The following is a 19,657-nucleotide window of genomic DNA, read 5'->3' on the forward strand; positions in this document are numbered from 1 at the left end:
GGACTGGTCTCCGACCGCTGCGCCGAACGGTAGGCAAACCACCAAACCGAACCAGGCATACAAGCACTGCCGGGTCCTAATCGTGCACGACCTCGTTACTACTCGGCGGGGGTTGAGGGAGAAGTAGTCCTCCTCATCCTGTGCCAGGTGCAGGCCGAGCACGGCGTCGAGCCCGTACAGGGCGGCGAGCAGGTCGGGGACCTCGTCGCGGCGCAGCCGGCCGTCCGGGTGCTGGGCCAGGTGGCCGCCGATTCGGTCCACCAGGCGACTGATCTCCACGTGTCCACGGCTCATCGTCGAGGTCGCCTCGTCGCTGCCGAGCGGGTCGGCGAGGGCGGGGTAGAGCTGCCGGTCCTCGGCCGCCTCGTGTGGCAGCACCTCGTCGACCAGCCGGCGGTGCATGTCTCGCAGGGCCGGTACGCACTCCGCCGCGTCCGGGCGGGTCGTCACCAGGTCGGCGGTGTCCCGCTGCCGGGCCAGGACGTCCCGGACGCCGCCGTGCTCGCCGGCGTACCGGTCGAGGAGTTCCCGGGTCTCCGGCGGGACGCGTGACTTCCCGCGTGGGGCAAGTCGGTGGTGGAAGGTGGACGCCGATGTCGCCGGTTGGGCCGCCGTGCGGTGGGGGGTTCCGCGGCGGCGGCGATGATGGCGGCGAGATCGGCGGCGGAGAAGCGCAGGTGTTTGCCGAGAAAGGTGCAGGGGATTTGGCGGCGGCCAGCGCGGCGGCGCAGCCAGGACTCCGAGACGCGCAGTAGCCCTGCGGACCACGGTAGCCGCTATCCCCCACGTACGCCTGCACGCCATCAGCGTCGATGCGATCGTCGACCACCGACCCATGCAATGCCGTTCGAACCAGCGAACGGACCGCCTCCCGATCCGACGACCGCACGAAGATTCGGCAGTACCGCTCCACCTGTACACCTTTCCAGGTTTGAGATGGGTCTGGAGCGCCACGACGGCGCCTCCCAGACCATCAGTTTGTGTATGGTCCGTCGAGTGATCTTCAGCAGAGCCTGTTACCGGCCAGGCTTGCCGTGACGTCGATACCGCGATGGCCCGTGCTCGCACCAGCGGTCGCGGTCAAGTCTGCTCGTGCTCGGCCTGGCGCTCAACGCCGCGACGATCATCTACGGCCTCACGCATTGGGACGTGGGTCTACTACGTGCCACCGGAGGTGGCCGCCAACCGGAACGGCCTTGCAGACCTCGGCCTCGAAGTCTTTGACCAACTGGCCTCGGTGATGTCCGTCCTAGCCGTGGTAAGCCTGCTTCTGTCGATGGCAGGGCTCGTGTGCGGCAGGACGTAGGGACATGTGACGACGTGCATCCTGATCGCCCCGTTCGCGCTTTGCTGCGGCCTGATGTTCATCAACGGCAGGGGCTCCTTCGCCGGGGATCCGGACGACCCGAACAACATCGCGTGGCATACCTTCGCGCCAACCTGGGTCCTCATCAGCGACGCGCTGGCACCACCCCTGCTCGTGGGCGCGGCGATCATCGTGGATCGGGACTGCCCCCGGTGGACGCGCCGGACCAGGTACGGCTACGGACCGCGCGGGTCGACGACGTTCCGGTTCGACGTCCGGGATCCGGGACCAGCTCACCACCGAATCCGACGGCTGCACCGTCGACCGCGAGCCCTGGGCCGGGCTGTAGCGGGGCGTGCCGGCGGTCGGCGGACGCCGTCGGCACGCGCACCGCTACATGCCGACGCCAAAGGGGTGGGTGAACAGCAGCTTCCAGCCGCCCTCGTTGACGATCTCGTTCACGGTGCCACCGATAGCGTGCTGGGTGTCCGCGGAGAGATGGTCATTGATCACGCCGCCGACCGTCCAGCCGACCGCGAAGCCGGTGGCCACCGCACCCCCGACCGCGACCACCGGAGCTGCGGCCACTGACGTCGTCAACGTGGTGCCGGCGGCGGCCCCGCCGCCGGCCGACGACGCCATCGCCGCCAGGTCGAAGCTGCCGGCCACCACCTGCGACCCGTGCCCGATGGCGTCCACCGTCCGGCCTTGGCGCAGGTCCGACACCAGTTCGGCGCCGGCGACGGCGGTGCCGACGCCACCGACGATGCCGATCATGGTGCCGAGCTTGGCGAACCCGGCCGCCGCAGGCGAGCGGCCGAGCCGCTTGGCGCCCTCACCGACCTCCTTGGCCGCCTCGCCGACGTTTTTCGGCAGCTTGCCGACCATCTCCGCCGCCTTGCCCTTCAACGCCGCCTCCGCCTCGTGCAGCGCGTTGTGCAGGGTCCCCGGGGTGCCGGCGTTGCCGGTGACCGCCTTGAGACCGGTGGAGTCCAGCGCACCCCATGGGTTGTGCGCGAGGCCGCCGAGCCCATCCTTGCCGAACAGGTGGTGCAGCTGCACCCCCTTGAGCGAGACGCCCTTCGCCTCGGCCAGCTGGCCGAACACCGTCCGCACCTTCGAGTACGTCTCCCGCGCCACGTTGATCGCGGTGCCGCCGGCCCGGTTGGACCCCATGCCCTTGGTCTCGTACGCCTCCTGGACCAGCTTGACGAACTTCTCCCGGCCGTTCTCGGACTTCATCACCTGGTTGACGGCCTTGTCCCAGAGTTGGGCCATTGGCCCGTCGGCGATGGTGCCGGTGCCGAGCTGGGTGGGCACCGAGGCGAGGCCGGAGTTGTCCACCAGGCGCAGGGGGTTGCCGCGCACGTAGGTGTACAGGGCGGTCCCGTCCACCTGGCCGGCCGGGTCGGCGCTGATCCAGCGCCCCAGCCAGGGCGCGTAGTACCGGGCGCCGTGCCGGGCCAGTCCGCTCTCCTCGTCGCGCTCGCGCCCGCTGTAGCGGTACCGCTTGCGGGCGTAGCTGCCGAAGCTGGTCTCCCCGTACGGGCTGTACTCCTCCCGGTTGACCGGGTCGCCCCGCTCGTCGAGCACGGCGACGCTCGACCCTAGGTGGTCCACGAGGTGGTACGCGACGGGTGGCCGGGCGTCCCACGGCAGCGGCGCCCGACCCGCAGCACCGCCAGCCGGGTGGTGCCGTCGGTTAGGTGGACCTCGTCGTACCGGTCGGCGCCGCCGGTCGGGCCGGTCACCACCAGCCGTTCGAAGACGCCCTCGACGTACACGGTGACCTCCGTGCCGCCGCCCTGGTCGCGGGTGAGCTTCAGCACCCGCGCGCCGCTCGCGTCGTACCGGTACTGGCTGGACCGGGACGGGGTCGGCGCGCCATCGGCTTGCACCCGGAAGGCGACGAGATGGTTGGCGGCGTTCCAGGTGAAGTGGCGGCTGTCGGCCTCCTGGACCAGGTTGCCGCAGGCGTCGTGGCGGTAGCCGACGGTGGTCTGCCCGACGGCCAGGCTGACCACTTGGTTCCCGTCGGCCGCCGTGGTCATCGTCCGGGTCCACCCGGCCCCGCCCGCCTTGTGGGCGACCCGGATCAGGTTGCCGACGTCGTCGTAGTCGTACGTCTGGGTCCAGGCCCAGGTGGCGGTGGGGTCGGCGCCGCGTGGTGCGGCCGACCACAGCGCCGGTGGCGGGTCCACGTGCTCCCGGCCGGTGGCGCTGGTCAGCCGGTACAGCGGGTCGTAGCCGAAGAGCCGGTCGAGCAAGTCCGGGGTGGCGCCCGGCACGCCGCAGCCGGGGCTGCGGTCATGCACGGCGAGCACGTTGCCCACCAGGTCGTGGTCGTACCCCTGGTCCTGATGGACCGGGCCGGTGGGGGTCCAGGTCAGCGCGCCGCCGTCGGCGGTGCTCAGGGTGGCCGCCTGGCTGTGCTGGCGCAGCAACCGCAGGGTGGTGCGGCTGTAGCGGTAGCGGGTGAGGACGCCGTTGCCGTGCCAGGCGGCGACTCGCTGCCCCCGGGCGTTGTAGAGGATCTGCCGCAGGTACGGCGTGCCGTCGACGTCCACACCGGTCAGCGCGCCGGAGCGGCCGTAGCGCAGGCGGAGGACGCGTCGCCGTCCCTCCACGTCGGACGGGCATACGACGGTCGTGCGGCGGCCCAGCGCGTCGTGGGTCTGGGCGGTGGCGTACTCCTCGAGGTCGAGAAGCGCGCCCGCCTGCTGGTCGAGGGTCTGCCCGGCGGCCGGCTGCCAGTCCACCACGTAGCCGTCGGCACCGGCGGAGAGCAGCACGTCGGTGGCGAGCACCTGCCGGGTGCTGCCGGTGAGCCGGCCGGCCAGGTCGTAGCCCTCGCAGGTCACCAGTCCGGCCTCGTCGTAGCCGCGCCACGGGCGGCCGAGCAGGTTGCGCGCCGCTGCCTCCGCCGCGGGCAGGCCGGCGTCGCCGTACACAGTCACCTCCCGCAGGGTGGTCGGCGCGTCGGCCCGGTCGGCGGCCCACGCCCGCACCCGCCGGCGCAACACGTCGTACGCGTGCAGGGTCAGGCCGCCCTTGGCGTCGCGGTGCTCGACCGGCTCGCCCGCGGCGTCGCGCACCGTCACGGTGGCGCCGGTGTCCTGCGCCCAGGTCCACCAGCCCCGGCCCAACAGGTCGTAGCTGAACCGGGCGGCGGGCCGGCCCAACGGGTCCGTCATGGACAGCAGCCGCCCGTCGATGTCGTACTCATGCCGGGTGTGCAGCGCCTCGTCCGGGGCGGGGCGGGTGGTGGACACCCGCATCCGGCACAGCGGGTCCATGGTGACGCTCGACGGGGTGTTCCGGTGCGCTGCCCACGCCGCCGACGCCTCCGGATGGGTACGCCCGGCGTTGTCGTTGCGGTCGTAGGTGTAGTGCTCCCACGGGGTGGGCGTGAACACGTCCGGGTCGGTCGGGTTGACCGGCACGCCTCGCACGATCAGGTCCTGCGCGCCGTCCGGGTGCACGGTGCGGACCACCTCACCGCGCGGGTCGTAGTGCGTGCGGGTGCTGGCCAGCCCGTCCACCGTCGGCGGCGCGTAGTCCCAGCCCTGGCCGAGGGTCGGCTCCCAGGCGCGGACCACCCGGCCCTTATTGTCGTAGGCATGCCAGCCGCTGACCACCACCGCCGGCTGGTCGGCCCCCGTGGAGTGCGCGGTCAGCGGCCCGGCCGGGCGCCCGGCTCAGCGGGCAGCCCCAGGTCGTCGACGACGAGGTCGTCGCCCTGAGTGCGGGCCTGCACCGGACGACCGGATCCGTCGCAGTAGGTGCGGGTGGCGACGAAGCGCTCCGGGTGGCGGGTGGCCTCGTCGGCGGGGAACATCGCGGCGACCTCAGTGTCGGTCAGCGGCGGCTGGCCGGCGGCGGCGCGGGCGGCGTCCGCGGTCGCGATCAGAGTCCACCGGTGCTCGGTGCGCCGGACGCTGTGCACCCAGCTCGGCTGGCGCGCCTGTGGCGGGCTGTCCTCCCAGGCGGTCAGCCCGTAGTGGAACACCGCGCTGGGCTGCTCCACGGTGTCGCCCTCGCGGGCGCCCGCCCGGCCCAGCGCCGCGGTCCAGCCGACCAAGCCCAGCGGGGTGTACCCGACCCGGCTGCGGTTGCCGTTGACGTCGACCACCTCGTCCGGCTTGAACAGCCGGTAGTCGTAGCGGGCGGTGCGGACCAGCCCGGCCGGGTCGGTGACGGCCACCGGCAGCATGGCGAAGGCATCGTGGGTCACCCGGGTCTCGTGCCCGAGGGCGTCGCGGGTCGCCACGGTCAGGCCGCGGCCGGCCGGGTCGTCGTGCACGTCAAACCGGGCGCCCGTGACCACGTAGTAGCCGGCCGGGTCGCCGGTGTCGCCGGCCTGGTAGCGGTAGCCGGCGAGGTCGGGCACGGTGTCGCGGAACGCCTGCGGGTGGCGCGGCGACCAGTCCGCCGTCTCGGCCGGCGGGGTGAGCGCCCCGGTCGGCACCGGCACCGACTCCTGCCCGTCCGGGGACCACCGCAGACGCACCCCGGCCGCCCAGCCGTCGGCCCGGCAATCCAGCCGCAGCGGGTACCCGACGCCGGCCGAGAGCGCCACCGCCGCCCCGGTGGGTAGCTCGACCGGATCCTCGACGGGCGGTCCGATCGGCCCTCCCGGGGGCAGCGCGACCAGCGAGGTCGGCAGCGGTGTCCGGGGATCGTCCGGGGCCTCGTCCGAGCCGGGCGGTAGCCCACCGGGGCCGTCCGACCAGGTGTCGACGAGCAGATGGTCGCCGAGCCACAGCCGCACCGGCCCGGCCGCCTGGACGTCGAAGGTGTACGTCCCGCTCACCGCCGGGGTGAGGGTGCCGGTCCAGCGTACCGAGAACTCCGGCTGGGCCAGGGCCGGATCGGGGCCGCCGAACCAGGTGAAGTCGACCGTCGGGTCGGGGCGGACGAAGGCCGGGGTGCCGAGGTTGCCGTCGCGGAAGTACTCCCCGCGCAGCCCGTGGGCCGGGGTGGGCGGGCGCAGGTAGGGCGGGACGTCGGCCAAGCCCAGGTCGCGGCCGAGGATGCCCGCGGTGAGGGCGAGGGTGGTGGTCGAGGTGAGCAGGCCGTGCTCGCCGAACTGCCCGGACGGCAGGCCCACGTACGGTTCGCCGTCGTAGCCGTTGCGGGCGTAGGTGCGCAGTCGGCGGGGCAGGGCGTCGGCGGCCAGCGCCCGTTCGAGTTCGGCCAGGGTGTGGCTGCCGTCGCTGAACACCTCGTAGCCAGCGGCCCGGGCGGTCAGGTCGATGCGGTACCCGGTGGCGTCGTCGCGGGTGGCGTACTCGACGGTGGAGACGGTGCACAGCGGAGGTTCGCCGGGGCCGGGCAGGCGGGGGTCGCGTCCGCGCGCGACCGCCACCCCGGCGCTGCGGCGGACCCGCCCGTACGTGTCGAAGCCGCTGTGGAAGGTCACCCGGGTGTGCGGGTCGTCGCCGCGCTCCCAGGTGGTGGTGCGGTTGGCGCTCTCCACCACGGTCACCACCGGCGCGCGGGACCAGCTCTCGGCCGCCGGGTCGCCGACGGCGCGCACGTCCCAGCGGTGCTCGGTGACAGTGTACGGCCGGTCGGCCCGGGACGACCCGTCGAGCCCGTAGACCTCGGTGCGCAGCACCCGGCCGGCCAGCCCCCGGGCCACCTCGCGCCGGGCCCGCCGGTCCAGCCCCGCGGGCAGGGTGCTGCGGTCACCGGGGCCGAGCAGGTCCGGGTCACCGGGCCAGTACTCCCCGGAGAAGTCCAGCTCCTGCCAGTCGCCGGCCTCCGGACCCACCGGCCCCTGGTGGAACCAGGTACGGGTCAGCGCGGGCGGGGTGTACGACTCGGCGGGCAGGTCGCCCTGCCGGTCGAACTGCTGGGTGTCGTACCGGTCGACCCGGCCGAACCCGCGGAACTCCCGCTCGGCGCCGTCCCAGTGCCCGTGGTGGTAGGCGTAGACGGTGGACAGCCGGCTGGCGCTGACCGAGTCGACGGTGGTGACCGCGCCGACCACCTGCACCGGGAAGGGCAGCGTGCCACGCCAGAGCCGGCCGGCGGCGGCGTCCCGGGAGGCGTGCTGCACCGACGTCTCGTAGCTGATCTCGGTGCGGGTGCCGGCGTGGTTGTCGATGCTGGTCAGCAGGTACGGCTTCACGCCGCCGGTGAGGTCGAGGAAGGACATCCGGCCGGCCCTGGAACTGTCGAAGCTCCACAGCACCCCGGCCGTGCCGGTGCCGATCATGTCGGTCAGGCGCACCGCCGCGGAGTCGTCGACCGTCGGGGTGCCCCGGACAAGGACGCCCGGCCCCAGCGACTGACCGCACCGGTTCACCCACACCTTCACCCAGCCGGGCCCGACGTAGACCAGGTCGGCGCAGCCGTCGCCGTTGACGTCGCCCAGCAGCAACCGCCGCTGGTCCAGCCCGCTGGCCGGGGTGGCCCCGGCGAGGTCGAGGTGACCGCGCAGCACCACCGGCGGCCCGAACCGGCCGTAGCCCAGGTTGGGCCAGTAGCGGACCTGCCCCCCGCTGACCAGGACGATGTCGGTGAGGCCGTCACCGGTCATGTCGGCCAGCCGCAGCCGCGAGTCGGCGAAGCTCAGACCCGTCACCGAACTGCCCGCTCCGACCTGCTGCGGCACCCACCCGGCCGACCGGTTGTTCAGGTGGACCTGCGGCACCGCCCCGGTGCGCAGCACGTCCACCACGCCGTCGCCGTCCAGGTCGATCAGCCGGTCTCCGGGTCGGTCAGCCGGAACGACGGCGCCTGCCGGTACCGCACGAACCCGCGCGGATCGAATCCGCCCGACCGGGAGCACGGGAAGTAGCCGGCCCGACGGTCGTCGCTGACCAGCAGGTCGGGCCGCCCGTCGCCGTCGAGGTCGGCGAGCTGCACGCCGGCCGCGCCGAGGGCCACCCCGGCGGGTACGGCGGTCAGCGGGCGCGGCCGGTCCAGCAGCCCGTTGCCCTTGTTACGCCAGAACCGGGAGCCGGCGGCGGACAGTTGCAGCAGGCCGGGCAGCCCGTCGCCGTACAGGTCGACCAGGTCGAGGTCGGGATGGGACAGCGCGGTGGGCGGCAGCGCGTCGCCGGGCGCGCTCAGGGCCCGGTAGCGGTGCGCGGTGGGATCCCAACGCGAGTAGCCGAACTCCAGCTCCGGCAAGGACTCGGTGGCGTCCCCGTCGTGGCCGGTGGCCCTGATCCCTGCCAGCAGGGACGCGCCGTTGTCGGCCTGCGTGTAGCGCAGCGCGACGGTACGCACCAGCCGGGGTACGCCCGGGTCGGTCCATACCTCGATGGCCGTGCAGCGCAGCGTGGTGTGCACGGGGAACCCGGCGCGGCGGTCGCAGGTGACGTCCGGACGGGCCTCGTAGCGCAGTCGCACCTGGACCAGGAAGCGGGTGGTGGTCGGGTCGTCCGGGTCCGGGTAGTCGGCGTAGCCGATCGTCGACAGGTACCGCTGTGGGGCCCGGCCGTCGGCCGGATCGCCCTGGTAGGTGTAGATGATCCGGTTGCCGAGGCTGTCGGTGGTCTCCGACAGCAGCCAGGACAGAACCCGGCCGGCCGCGTCCGGGTCGGCGACCACGGCCGGGTCGGACCAGCCGGCGCCGGCCCCGGCCGGGCGCGGAGTGCCGTACGCGCTGCGCAGCCCATTGCCGGTGCGGACCTGCCAGTGGTCGGTTCCGGCGGTCAGGTGCTCGACGCGGCCGAACAGCGCCTCGACGCGCGGCCGGTACCGCTGCGCGCCGGCCGCCCCGCCGGGCACCGGCACCAGGTCCTCGCTGCCGGCCAGCACGTACACGTCGCTGCCGTCGTAGCGGGGGATGCGGCGGGCGGTCTTGCGCCGCACCGACGGCACGGTCAGCGTCCAGCCCAGCCCGAAGGGGCCGGCCCCGTTGCCGCTGCTGTAGTTGAGCGACAGGGTCGGTTGCAGACCGTGCCGCCCGGGCGGCAGCTCGATCGGTACGGCGTAGTTGCCCGTCCCGGTATGCAGGTCGGGTTGGAACGTCTCGCCGAGCGGTCGCACCGCTCCCCCGCCCGGCGGCAGGTTGATCAGGTCCCCGGACTCCTGGTTACCCATGGTGTCGCCTCCGGTCCGCGCTCACGCCGGCCAGACCGGCGCCTGGCCGCTCCAACCGATCACCAGCAGGATGTCGTCGAGCCCGCCGGCGAACAGCGCGTCGGCATCCGGGCCGAAGGAGAGCTGCCAGTCCCCGACGGGGCTGGTGCCGCAGAGCGGCAGCCACCCGGTTGCGTTGCCGCGCCGGGTGCCGGCCGTGCCGTCCGCGGTGGCCGCCGCGCCGCCGGCCGCGCCGCGCCGCAGCGTCACCGTGGTCGCCGGTACGGACCCGGAACCGACCAGCCGGACCGTGACCGCGGTGGTGGTCACCGACTCCAGGTTGGGCGGCAGGTCGACGTCGCGGAGGCTGAGCGTCACGCTGCGGCCCACCGCCGGGTCGGGGTTGTTCAGCGTGTACCAGGCGTCCGGCCGGTCCCGGGCCAGGCTGAACACGCAGTCCGCGCCCCGCGCCCGGTCGCGGTTGAGCCGGTCGACGACCTGCACCCGGTAGCCCACGTCGGACAGGGCGGTGTACTCGACGGTCAACAGCACGTCGGCGATGGTGCTGTAGTCGAACGGGTTCGCCGCCTGCGGCAGCTCGAACCGCCAGGTGGTGTCCACCCCACTGCCCTCGAAGGGCAGCAGCATGTCCGCCTGCATGTCCATGTCGAACATCCCGTTGGCGTTCACCGGCGAGGTCAGGGCGACCGTCGCCGGCTCGTGCCGGAGCACGATGTCGCTGAAGCCGGTGGCCTGCGGCACCGTCACCCGGGAGATCCCGTTGGACGCCAGGGTGGCCCGGATGCCCCGGTTCGGGGGCACGAGGGCGACCATGCTGAGCCGGACCTGCCGGATCAGTCGCAGGTAGTGGCCGGGGAAGTCGGCGTCGAACATCCGCGTCGGCGTGGCGAAGCTGAGCACCCCGGTGGACCGGAGGTTCAGGAACTCCACGGGCATCAGCTGGGCCAGGGAGAACGTCTGGCTAAGGTTGAGCCGGCGCCGGTCGGTGGAGAAGGCGTACTGGTCGAGCCGGGTGACGTCGGCGGCGAGCCGCTCCGCGCCGGTCAGCCCCGCCCGGTCGGCGCCGCCGCGACCGGCGGTCAGCTCGGCGGGCGACTGCCAGTAATCGTTCTGCACCAGCAGCTGCGGCTGTTCGGCGCGTTCGAAGGCGAGCTGGGCCTGCGCCAACCGGGCGGTCGCCGTCGCCTGCTGGAGGAAGTAGCGGTAGACCTCGCCGAGGGTCCGGCTCATCCACTGGTAGAGGTCCGCGTTGGTGAACTGGGTGGTCAGCAGCTTCAGGGTCGCCGAGGCCTGCGCGTCCGCGAGCAGGGCGATGTCGTGCTCCTTGTTGGCGATCACCAGCTGGTCGTTGGCCACGGTGACCTGGGCCGCCGCGACGATGGAATCCTGCTGCGCCGCCGCCAGCTGGGTCCGCCACTCGTTGCGGCGCTGTTCGACGCCGGCCATCAGCTGGTTGGCCTGCATCTGCGACTCCAGGTCGTTGAGTACCCCGGTGGCGATGCCCTTGGCGATGCTGGCCGCGCCCATCGCGGCGCCCGCCACGCCGGCGCCGCCGAAGCTGAAGACCTCCTTGAACATGTCGGTGGCGGTGGACGCCGCCTGGGCCACCCCGATCACCGTGTCGGCGGCCGCGATCACGTTCTTGACGTCCCGCATCGCGCCGTAGCCGTCCAGCAGCCGCTTCTCGTAGTAGTTCGGCGGCGCGGCAATGTTGGCCTGGTAGTTCTGCACGATCACGGCGGCCTTGGCCTGCTGGTCCCGGGCCACCACGACGGCGTCGCCGGCCTCGGCGACCCTGGCGGCCTGCAGGTCCACCTGCGCGTCGGAGACGGCCAGCGCCTTCTGAGCGTCGTAGAGCTGCAAGGTCTTGCTGTCGTACTTCTCCAGCGCCGCCAGGTAGGTCGCCTCGACCTGGGTGGCCTGGGCGACCAACTGCCGGCACCGCTCCATCAGCACCTTGTACCGGTAGGGCGTGGGCTGGCTGATCCCTGTCGCGGCCACCGCCCCCTGGGTACGCGCCATCCCGGCGATGTTGCGGCCCTGCCGCAGCTTGGCGAGCTGGACCTGGACCCGGTTGGCCAGGGTGGTCAGCTCCGGGATGGCGAGGGTGGGCTCGCCAGCGTTGCTCGGCGCCACCGGCGCGAGCCACGGGTGGGCGAGCAGCATCGCGGCGGTCAGGTAGAGCCCACGGGCGCGGGCGATCGACGCGTCAGTCTCCCGGGTGAACTCGGCGTCGGCGTAGTCGATGTGGCACCGCGCCTGGGCCAGCAGCGTGTACCGGGTGTACGGGGCCGGCCGGTTGCCGATCAGGCGGAACGGGTTCAGGTCGTTGGTCCAACCCGGCGGGAACGTCAGGTCCGGGCGGACCGGCGGCGCCGCCAGCTCGCTGTTGACCAGGTGGTACGAGGACGGGAACACCGACGGCACCACCGCGTCGTACGGATAGACCAGCCAGTACCAGTCGAGCGCGGCCAGGTACTCCCCCGCCGCCTGCAGTCGCTGCGCGATCAGCAGGGGCACCGCCCAGAACACCTCCCGCGCCAGCGCCGCGTTGGTGGCCGCCATCGTGCTGGAGAAGCTGGCCAGCGCGCTCTGGTGCGCCGCGGTGTGCTGGGCGTCGAGGTAGCTGAACGACGGGACGGAGCTGTTGGTGGCGCGCTGCGCGGCCAGGTACGCCGCGGCGGCGTTGGCCGCGTCGGCGGCGGTGAACGGTCCGGACCCGGCCATGCCGGACCAGAGCGCGTCCATCGGGGCCGGCGGCATCGCCCGGGGCAGCAGCAGGGCGGGGTCGAGGTGGCGTTCCGGGAACAGGAACGTCTGGATGGCGGTCTGCCAGCTCGCCTGGTCGCCCATCCACCGCCAGGCGCTGTCGAAGGCGGCCCGGCCGCCGGTGAGCTGCCAGCCGGCGGCGGGGTGGTTGGTGGGCAGTTCGCCGGAGCGGATCGCGAACAGCAGCGACTGCAGGCTCTCGATGGCCTGGGCCTGCCGGGTGGTCCGCAGCGTGCCGCCGGCCTTTATGTCGATCTGGTACAGCCCGGTCATCCGCTCGCCGGTGTCGCCGGTGCCGGGCGGCGCGACGGCGGTCGGCGCGGCGGCCAGGTCCGACAGCAGCGCGTCCCGCAGGATCGGTAGCGCGGCCTGTTCCGCCGCGGCGACCGCGTCGGCGTACCCGTCGAGCAGCGCCTGCTGCTGGGCGATCCGCGAGACGAGGGTTCCCTGCCAGGCCACCCGGGCGGCCGGGTCGGCGCGCAGCGGGTTGACCTGCGGGCCGGGCTGGTCGGGCCGGAACAGGGCGGGTGAGATGGAGATGCCGCTCTCCTGGCCGCGCCACGTCGGGTACAGGGACAGCCGGCGGACGCCGACCAGCGCCGCCACGGCGTCCGCCCACTCCGCGTCGGTGACCGGGTTTCCTGTGCCGGCGGCTTCGATGAGCCGGGCTAGTTGCCGCAGGTAGGCGAAGCCGGCGCGGGTCAGGTACGCGGCCTCCAGAGCCGGTCCTATGTCCGTGCCGCCGCGCTCGGCGGTCTCCAGGGCCGCCAGGTCGACCCCGGGCAGGGCGAGGTTGACCATCGCGGCCAGGCCGGCGGCTGGGGTCGACGCGGCGCGCCGGGCGCTGTCCAACGACTGCGCGAACGAGCTCAGGGTGGCCGACCGTGCGGCGAGCAGTTGCCGCACCGCGTCCCCGCCGGGGCCGGCGACAACGTCGGCCGAGCCGATCACGTCGGGGTCGACCAGCACCGCGTAGGCGCGGGGTGCGGGCGGTGCCTGGTCCGCCGCCGCCCACCGGGCCGCCAGCCCGGCCAGCTGCCACTCCTGCACCCGGGGCACGACGGGGTTGCGGGCGAGCGGGTCGACGGTGGTGCTGAGCAGGCCGAAGAGGGTCTCCAGCGCGGCCTCGGTCAGCGCCGGGCCGTCCAGCACCAGCTTGTCCAGCTCGTCCGGGCGGGTGGCGGACAGCGGGATGCCCAGCCGGTCGGCGAGCGCCCGCCGGTCTGCCGTCGCGGCGCCCCGGGCCAGGCGCAGTTCCGTGTACGAGGTGCCGAGGCCGGCCAGCAGCGCGGCGTACGCGGCGGACAGGTAGGCGGCCTCGCCGGCGGCGCCCGGCGCGGTGGAGATGCCCTTGGCGGCGAGGTAGGCGCGGAGCAGCTCCACCGGCACCCGAAGCTGGTTGACCTCCTGCCTGCCCACGTCGGCGGCCGGAGTGGCCGGTTCGCTGATCTTGTCGAGGTGCTGGACGAGCACCGCGACCAGTTGCGCGGTGTTGAGCGCCCCCTGCGGGGTGGTCACGCGCTCCTGGGCGAAGGCGAGCAGCGCGGCGAGGTAGGCCCGCCCGTCGAGCCGGGCCGGCAGGTCCGGCGGCACGTAGGTGCTGACGAGCTGGAACGGCACGGAGACCGGGCCGGTGCGGTTCCCGGCGGCGTCGGTGGCCCAGACGTACACGGTATGGGCGCCGTACCCGGTGACCGCGACGTCGGCCCGCCAGTTGGCGTAGGTTCCGCCGACCGGCGTGGCGGTCTGGGTGGGTGCGGTGGAGGTCTGTCCCACCCCTACGGTCGCGGACCCGCCGGACATCCCGCTCTGGGTGTCGGGGGAGGTGCCGGTCACGGTGACCGTGCAGGAGGCGGTGGCAGTGGGGATGACCAGGCCGCGCCGGGTAGGTGATCTGCGGGTGCGGGGCCGCCCCGTCGACCGCAGTGACGGTGACCGCCCGGGTGCCCACGTTGCCGCCGCGTCGGTGCAGCTCACGGTCACCGTACGGGGGCCGAGCGGCAGCGGCGAGAGGTACGCCGAGCCGGTGTACGTGGACCCGGACCCCGTCATGTTCTGGGTCTGGTTGCCGCAGGTGACCCGCATCGAGCGGGCCCCGAAGTTGGTGCTGGTGGTAGCGGTCACGGCGATGGTCGCACCGGCTTCCTGCAGGGTCACCGTCTGGTTGGCCACCGGCTGGCTGATCGTCAGCACCGGCACCGCGCTGGACAGGGACACCACCACGCTGCGGGAGATGCTCACGTCGATCGGTCCGTCGATGTTCTCGGCGGAAACCCTGGCTGTGATGGTGTCCGAACCGGCCCTGTAGGCGCGGACGCTGGCCGACCAGGTCTTGGTGGCCGAGTTGAGGGTCGCCGGGTAGGTGAAGCCGTCCATACTGACCGTGACGCCCGATACCGAGTAGCTCCCGGCCGAGTAGGTGCCGGAGACGCTGAGCAGGAAGCCGGGCTCCGGCCCGGACACGGTCGCGCCGGCGGCCGGAGAGCTGATGCCGACCTTGGGCGCGATCGGAATCGGGTCGGGGTCGCCTCCACCGCCGTCAATCGGCAGGAGGCCCACCATGCGGGCGGTCGGTATCGAAACGTTCAACTCGTCGGTGGACATGCGCGGCCCCCCTTGGACACATGCACTCGGCGCGGACTCGGTCGGCCCGCCGGCTGCGCCGTGGCCGGTCCGCGCCGGCACGCGTACGGCCAGCCGGGCCGACGGTGGTCGGCCGGCTCACCGGAGGTGGGATGCGTGTCGCGCGGGTTCGGGACGGTGCGGGACGGGCGGTATGGCTACGACCGGAGCCCCCTGCGGTCAATGGCTGGTTGGACGGTAAGCCAGCCGCGCGGCCTCCATGGCCTGCCTGTCGGCTTTCCGCACATCGTCCGGCTGATCGGCGGATCACTCCCGGCACCTACCGCCAGTGCGCAGTGCCCGCTGGCGGGAAGCGCCGCCGGGAGGACGGTGCTGCTCCCGGCGGCGCCCCTGAGCGCGTAGATGTCGTAGCCGCGCGCTGTCCCGGTCGCCGACCTGGCGCACGTGTGCCACCGCGGACCCGTCGAGGAGCCCCACGTGCCCCACCACACCGCGAACGAGTCGAAGCTGGTCAAGAACTTGCCCCGACCCCCTGTCGACGATGTGTTCCAACCGGCGTAGGTGCTGCAAACCCCAAGACCGGATGTCCGGCCAGCGCTACCGGCAGGCGGTGACCAGCCAAGCGGACTGGCCTCCGGGCGCGTCGTAGGCACCCCGGCTGGCGCGCGTTCCGCTCGCTAGCGCGCCGCAGCGCCGGAAGCAAGCCGACGTCGGGTCCCCGTCACCGAAAGCGCCTGAGTAGACGTTCAGTCCGGCCGGTCGGGTCGGCCCGCTCGTCGTCGATCCGAGGGTGGCCAACCGCCGGGCTCGAACCTTCGCGCTGTTACCCGGTAGGCACGGCGGGTGAGAGTGGCTTGAATCAGGCTCGGCACTGCACGCACGGCCGCCGGGCACAGCCCTCCACGCCGCAGCGGTTCCGTCGACGCGACCGTCTGCTCGACAAGGAGGAGGCCGCCATGATGCCGACCGGCTGGTGCCCGGGAACACGACCGGTCACCGGGATGCTCGCCACCTACCCCGAGACCAGCTGCGTACGGATCTTTTTCGGTCCGGGCGACGGCCTCCCTGCGTCCGCCTGGACCGACGCACGGCAGCCGCTGGCCCAGGTGCCCGCCCACGCCGACGCGATCGTCTCGCACAAGGATCCGGACGTAGGCCTCCATGCTCGACCTGATCCTGGCCAACAAACTCGTCAAAGCTATTCCGCCCGGCGCGCACCTGCTGCTGGTCGGCGACGTCGACCAACTCCCCTCCGTCGGCCCCGGCGAAGTCCTGCGCGACCTGCTCGCCGCCCCCGCCATCCCGCGGGTGCGGCTGACGCAGATCTTCCGCCAGGCCGCCCAGTCCGGCGTCGTCACCAACGCTCACCGCATCAACGCCGGCCGCCCACCCCTCCTGGAAGGCCTGTCGGACTTCTTCCTGTTCGCCTGCGACGACACCGACGCCACCGCCACCCTGACCGTCGACGTCGCCTGCACCCGCATCCCGGCGAAGTTCGGGCTCGACCCGCGCCGGGACGTTCAGGTCCTCACCCCCATGCACCGCGGCCCCGCCGGCGCCGGCACCCTCAACGCCCTCCTGCAGCAGCGCCTCACCCCGCATCGCGAGGGCCAGCCGGAGCGGCGCATCGGCGGGCGGGTGTTCCGCATCGGCGACAAGGTCACCCAGATCCGCAACAACTACGACAAGGGCCAAGCCGGTGTCTTCAACGGCACCCTCGGCATCGTCACCGCCCTCTCCCCCGAGGAACAGACCCTCACGGTGCGCACGACGAGGACGAGAGCATCGACTACGACTTCGACGAACTCGACGAGCTCTCCCACGCCTACGCCATGACCATCCACCGCTCACAGGGCTCCGAATACCCCGCCGTCGTCATCCCCCTGACCACGAGCGCGTGATGATGCTGCAGCGCAACCTGCTCTACACCGCGGTCACCCGCGCCAAACAGCTTGTCGTCCTCGTCGGCTCCCGCCGCGCCCTCGCCGCCGCCGTCCGCACCGTCGGCGCCGGCCGCCGCCACACCGCCCTCGACCACCGCCTCAACCTGATGGGAACTGTCGGGCCAGGGGACTATCTCGTTAACGGTGTTTCCGGCGATCTTGGTTAGTAGGTCTCAGCGGCCGGGAAGCGGTCGCTGAAGGTGATGGCGAAGGCGTTCAACGCGGGTTTCCAGCGCATCGTCCATCGGGTCCTGCCGGTTCCGGTCGGGTCCAGGGACCGGGTCACGAGATACAGGCACTTTAGCGCCGCTTGCTCGTTCGGGAAGTGGCCGCGGGCCTTGACCGCCCGCCGGTACCGGGCGTTGAGGGACTCGATCGCGTTGGTCGAGCAGATCACCCGCCGGATCTCCACGTCGTAGTCCAGGAACGGGATGAACTCGGCCCAGGCGTTGTCCCACAGCCGGATCACCGCCGGATACCGCCCGCCCCACTTGTCGGCCAGGTCGTCGAACGCGGCCCGGGCGGTGGTGGCGTTGACCGCGGTGTAGATCGGCTTGATGTCGCGTTTGAGCTCGTCCCAGTACTTGCGGGAGGTCAACCGGAACGTGTTGCGGATCAGATGGATCACGCAGGTTTGCACGACGGTCTGGGGCCACACGTTGGTGACGACCTCGGGCAGCCCTTTGAGGCCGTCGCAAACGAGGAAGAACACGTCCTTGACGCCCCGGTTGCGCAGGTCGGTCAGCACGCTCATCCAGAACTTGGCGCCCTCACCACCGGCGCCGGCCCACAGGCCGAGGATGTCCTTGTCGCCGTCGAGGGTGACGCCGATCGCGGCGTAGAACGGCCGGTTGGCGACCTGCCCGTCGCGGACCTTGGTTCTGTCGCTGATCTTGTGATGTGGACGGTCCCGGTCATTCGACGCGGCGCTCGTTGATCATGGTCGGCGTGTTCGCTTGTGGAGCAGTTGCTGCCTCACCTGTCCGGTCTGCTGATCGACGGTGTTGAGCAGTGCCAGCAGGTCGTTGTGCTTTCTGCCCGGGTCCGCTCAGCGACGGCGCGGTGCGGTAGATGCCGACAGCCGTCGAGTCGCGTTCATGGACGTTACCTGCGGCGATTGCGCGACGTCACGGTTGCCGGGGTGGCTGTGCTGCTTCAGGTGCGGGTGCGACGGTTCCGCTGCGACAACCGCGGTTGCCCGGCGGTGACCTTCGTCGAGCAGGTCGACGGCGTGACCGCTCCGCATGCCCGTCTCACCCAAGGGCTGCGGGAACTGCTCACCCGGATCGGGCTCGCGTTGGCCGGGCGTGCCGGCGCACGGCTGGCTGCCGCCGTCGGGGTGACCGTGGGCCGTGACACCCTGTTACGGCTGGTCAAAGGCCTGCCGGACCCGGCGGCGACCGGTGTGACGGTCCTGGGCGTCGACGACTTCGCGTTCCGGCGCGGACGCCACTATGGCACCAACCTGATCGACATGACCACGCACCGCCCGGTCGAGGTCTTCGACGGCCGTGACGGTGACAGCCTCGCCGGCTGGCTTGCGCAGCATCCCGAGGTGGAGATCATCTGCCGGGACCGTGCCGGCGGCTATGCCGAAGGCGCCCGGCAGGGCGCCCCGCACGCGGTGCAGGTCGCCGACCGGTTCCACCTCTGGCAGAACCTGGGCCAAGCGGTGGAGAAGACAGTCAACGCCCATCGCGGCCGGCTCACCCCGCCAGCACCGCCGCCGCCCCAGGACACACCGCCTGAGCTGGTGCGGCCGCTACCAGAGAAGAAGATCGTGACCCGGTTGCGTGAGCACTACACCGCCGTGCAGGAACTGGCAGCTCAGGGCATGTCCAAGGCAGCGATCGGCCGCAAGCTGGGGCTGCACCAGGCCACGGTGCGCAAGTTCGTCAACGCCCGCAGCCTCGAGGACCTGACCGCCGTCACCGAGCAACGCGCACACCTGGTCGACCCGTTCACCGGCTACCTGCACCAACGCTGGAACGACGGCGAACGCAACGCCACCCAACTGTTCGGCGAGATCCAGCAACAGGGCTACCCCGGCGGTGAACTCGCCGTCCAGCGCTACCTGCGCCGCTTCCGCACCGGCCGCGGTCACGCCCCGCACCCCGGCCCGAAACCACCCACCGTCCGCCAGGTCACCTCATGGATCATGACCCACCCCGATCACCTCGATCACCGCGACGCCGTCAAACTGCGCGACCTGCGCCACCGCGACCGTGACCTGAACCGGCTGGTCACACACGTGCGCGCGTTCGCGGTGATGATGACCGGCCGCCACGGCGACCGGCTTGACGAGTGGATCGACGCCGTCGAACGCGACACCCTCACCCCGCTGGCCGGGTTCGCCCGCAACCTTCGCCGTGACCTCGACGCCGTCCGCAACGGCCTGACCCTGCCCCACAGCTCCGGCGCCGTCGAAGGCACCATCAACCGCCTAAAAATGATCAAACGACAGATGTTCGGCCGAGCCGGCCTCGACCTACTCCGCAAACGCGTCCTACTCGCGCGCTGAGACTTCACACAATCAGCGACAGAACCCGGACCTTGACCACGATGGCGTCGATGAACACCGCGGCGTAGATCTCGTCCAGGGGCCGGTGGGACCAGTCGGTCATCTCCTCGAGGACCTTGTCGGTGATCCGGGAGATCGTCTCCTTCGACACCGACGCCCCGTAGATCTCGGCGAAGTGCGCCGAGATCTCCCCGGTCGTCAGCCCCTTGGCATACAGCGACAACACGACCTCGTCGACCCCGGACAACCTGCGCTGCCGCTAGAACCCGTTACCAGCCCCGCGTACCGCGCACTGAACTCATCGATCACTCTCACACCGTACGGACCGCCCGGCCGGCACCGCACCTGCCCGCCAGGCGAAGCTGCCCCGAAGGAGCCACTGATGTTGGGCGAAGTCCCAAGATCAGCGTAGGTTTCTGGCTTGTCGAAGGTCAGGAACCGAAGATCGGAACACGGCGTGCGTTTGACCAGGGT

Annotated in this window: 7 protein-coding genes and 3 pseudogenes; 2 read left to right on the top strand and 8 right to left on the bottom strand. The window is 72.2% G+C overall.

Going from position 1 to position 19,657, the window contains the following annotated elements; genetic code table 11:
* The 6 genes from JNW87_RS18930 to JNW87_RS18955 form a co-directional block, all read right to left on the bottom strand.
* Positions 1-837 (bottom strand): hemerythrin domain-containing protein (locus JNW87_RS18930; RefSeq protein WP_309233980.1); only part of this gene is annotated, 837 nt, incomplete at its 3' end.
* An 862-nt stretch (positions 838-1,699) separates the two neighbouring features.
* Complete coding sequence (locus JNW87_RS18935; RefSeq protein ID WP_238454130.1) at positions 1,700-2,926, bottom strand: RHS repeat-associated core domain-containing protein; 1,227 nt, start codon at positions 2,924-2,926, stop codon at positions 1,700-1,702.
* Positions 2,914-4,947 (bottom strand): hypothetical protein, encoded by a 2,034-nt coding sequence (locus JNW87_RS18940; protein ID WP_238454131.1) that lies wholly within the window; start codon positions 4,945-4,947, stop codon positions 2,914-2,916. The genes JNW87_RS18935 and JNW87_RS18940 overlap by 13 nt, the downstream gene beginning before the upstream one ends.
* 32 nt (positions 4,948-4,979) lie before the next feature.
* Positions 4,980-7,994: a toxin TcdB middle/N-terminal domain-containing protein gene (locus tag JNW87_RS18945; RefSeq protein WP_238454132.1), complete on the bottom strand. Its 3,015-nt coding sequence runs from the start codon at positions 7,992-7,994 to the stop codon at positions 4,980-4,982.
* Positions 7,995-8,014: 20 nt separating this feature from the next.
* Positions 8,015-9,367: a SpvB/TcaC N-terminal domain-containing protein gene (locus tag JNW87_RS18950; protein WP_238454133.1), complete on the bottom strand. Its 1,353-nt coding sequence runs from the start codon at positions 9,365-9,367 to the stop codon at positions 8,015-8,017.
* 21 nt (positions 9,368-9,388) lie between these two features.
* The gene (locus JNW87_RS18955; protein ID WP_238454134.1) at positions 9,389-14,698 is read right to left on the bottom strand and encodes a hypothetical protein; all 5,310 of its coding nucleotides are present in this window, start codon (positions 14,696-14,698) and stop codon (positions 9,389-9,391) included.
* A gap of 1,176 nt (positions 14,699-15,874) precedes the next feature.
* On the opposite strand from JNW87_RS18955, the pseudogene JNW87_RS18960 reads away from it, so the two are divergent.
* A pseudogene (locus JNW87_RS18960) lies at positions 15,875-16,829 on the top strand (ATP-dependent RecD-like DNA helicase); the annotation flags it as partial.
* On the opposite strand, the pseudogene JNW87_RS18965 reads toward JNW87_RS18960, so the two are convergent.
* A pseudogene (locus JNW87_RS18965) lies at positions 16,826-17,539 on the bottom strand (IS256 family transposase); the annotation flags it as partial. The pseudogenes JNW87_RS18960 and JNW87_RS18965 sit on opposite strands and share 4 nt — an antisense overlap.
* Before the next feature lie 81 nt (positions 17,540-17,620).
* Between JNW87_RS18965 and JNW87_RS18970 the strand changes: the two are divergent.
* The gene (locus tag JNW87_RS18970; protein WP_238454135.1) at positions 17,621-19,183 is read left to right on the top strand and encodes an ISL3 family transposase; all 1,563 of its coding nucleotides are present in this window, start codon (positions 17,621-17,623) and stop codon (positions 19,181-19,183) included.
* 25 nt (positions 19,184-19,208) lie between these two features.
* Here the strand turns inward: JNW87_RS18970 and JNW87_RS18975 are convergent.
* Positions 19,209-19,442 (bottom strand): annotated as a pseudogene (locus tag JNW87_RS18975) (transposase); the annotation flags it as partial.
* Positions 19,443-19,657: the final 215 nt, after the last annotated feature.

Source organism: Micromonospora sp. ATA51, assembly GCF_016802855.1.
GTDB classification, from domain to species: domain Bacteria; phylum Actinomycetota; class Actinomycetes; order Mycobacteriales; family Micromonosporaceae; genus Micromonospora; species Micromonospora sicca.

Excerpts from the sequence above, each read along its gene's own strand:
- JNW87_RS18950 (WP_238454133.1), bottom strand. The coding sequence starts at position 9,367 with ATGGGTAACCAGGAGTCCGGGGACCTGATCAACCTGCCGCCGGGCGGG.
- JNW87_RS18955 (WP_238454134.1), bottom strand. The coding sequence starts at position 14,698 with ATGGTGGGCCTCCTGCCGATTGACGGCGGTGGAGGCGACCCCGACCCG.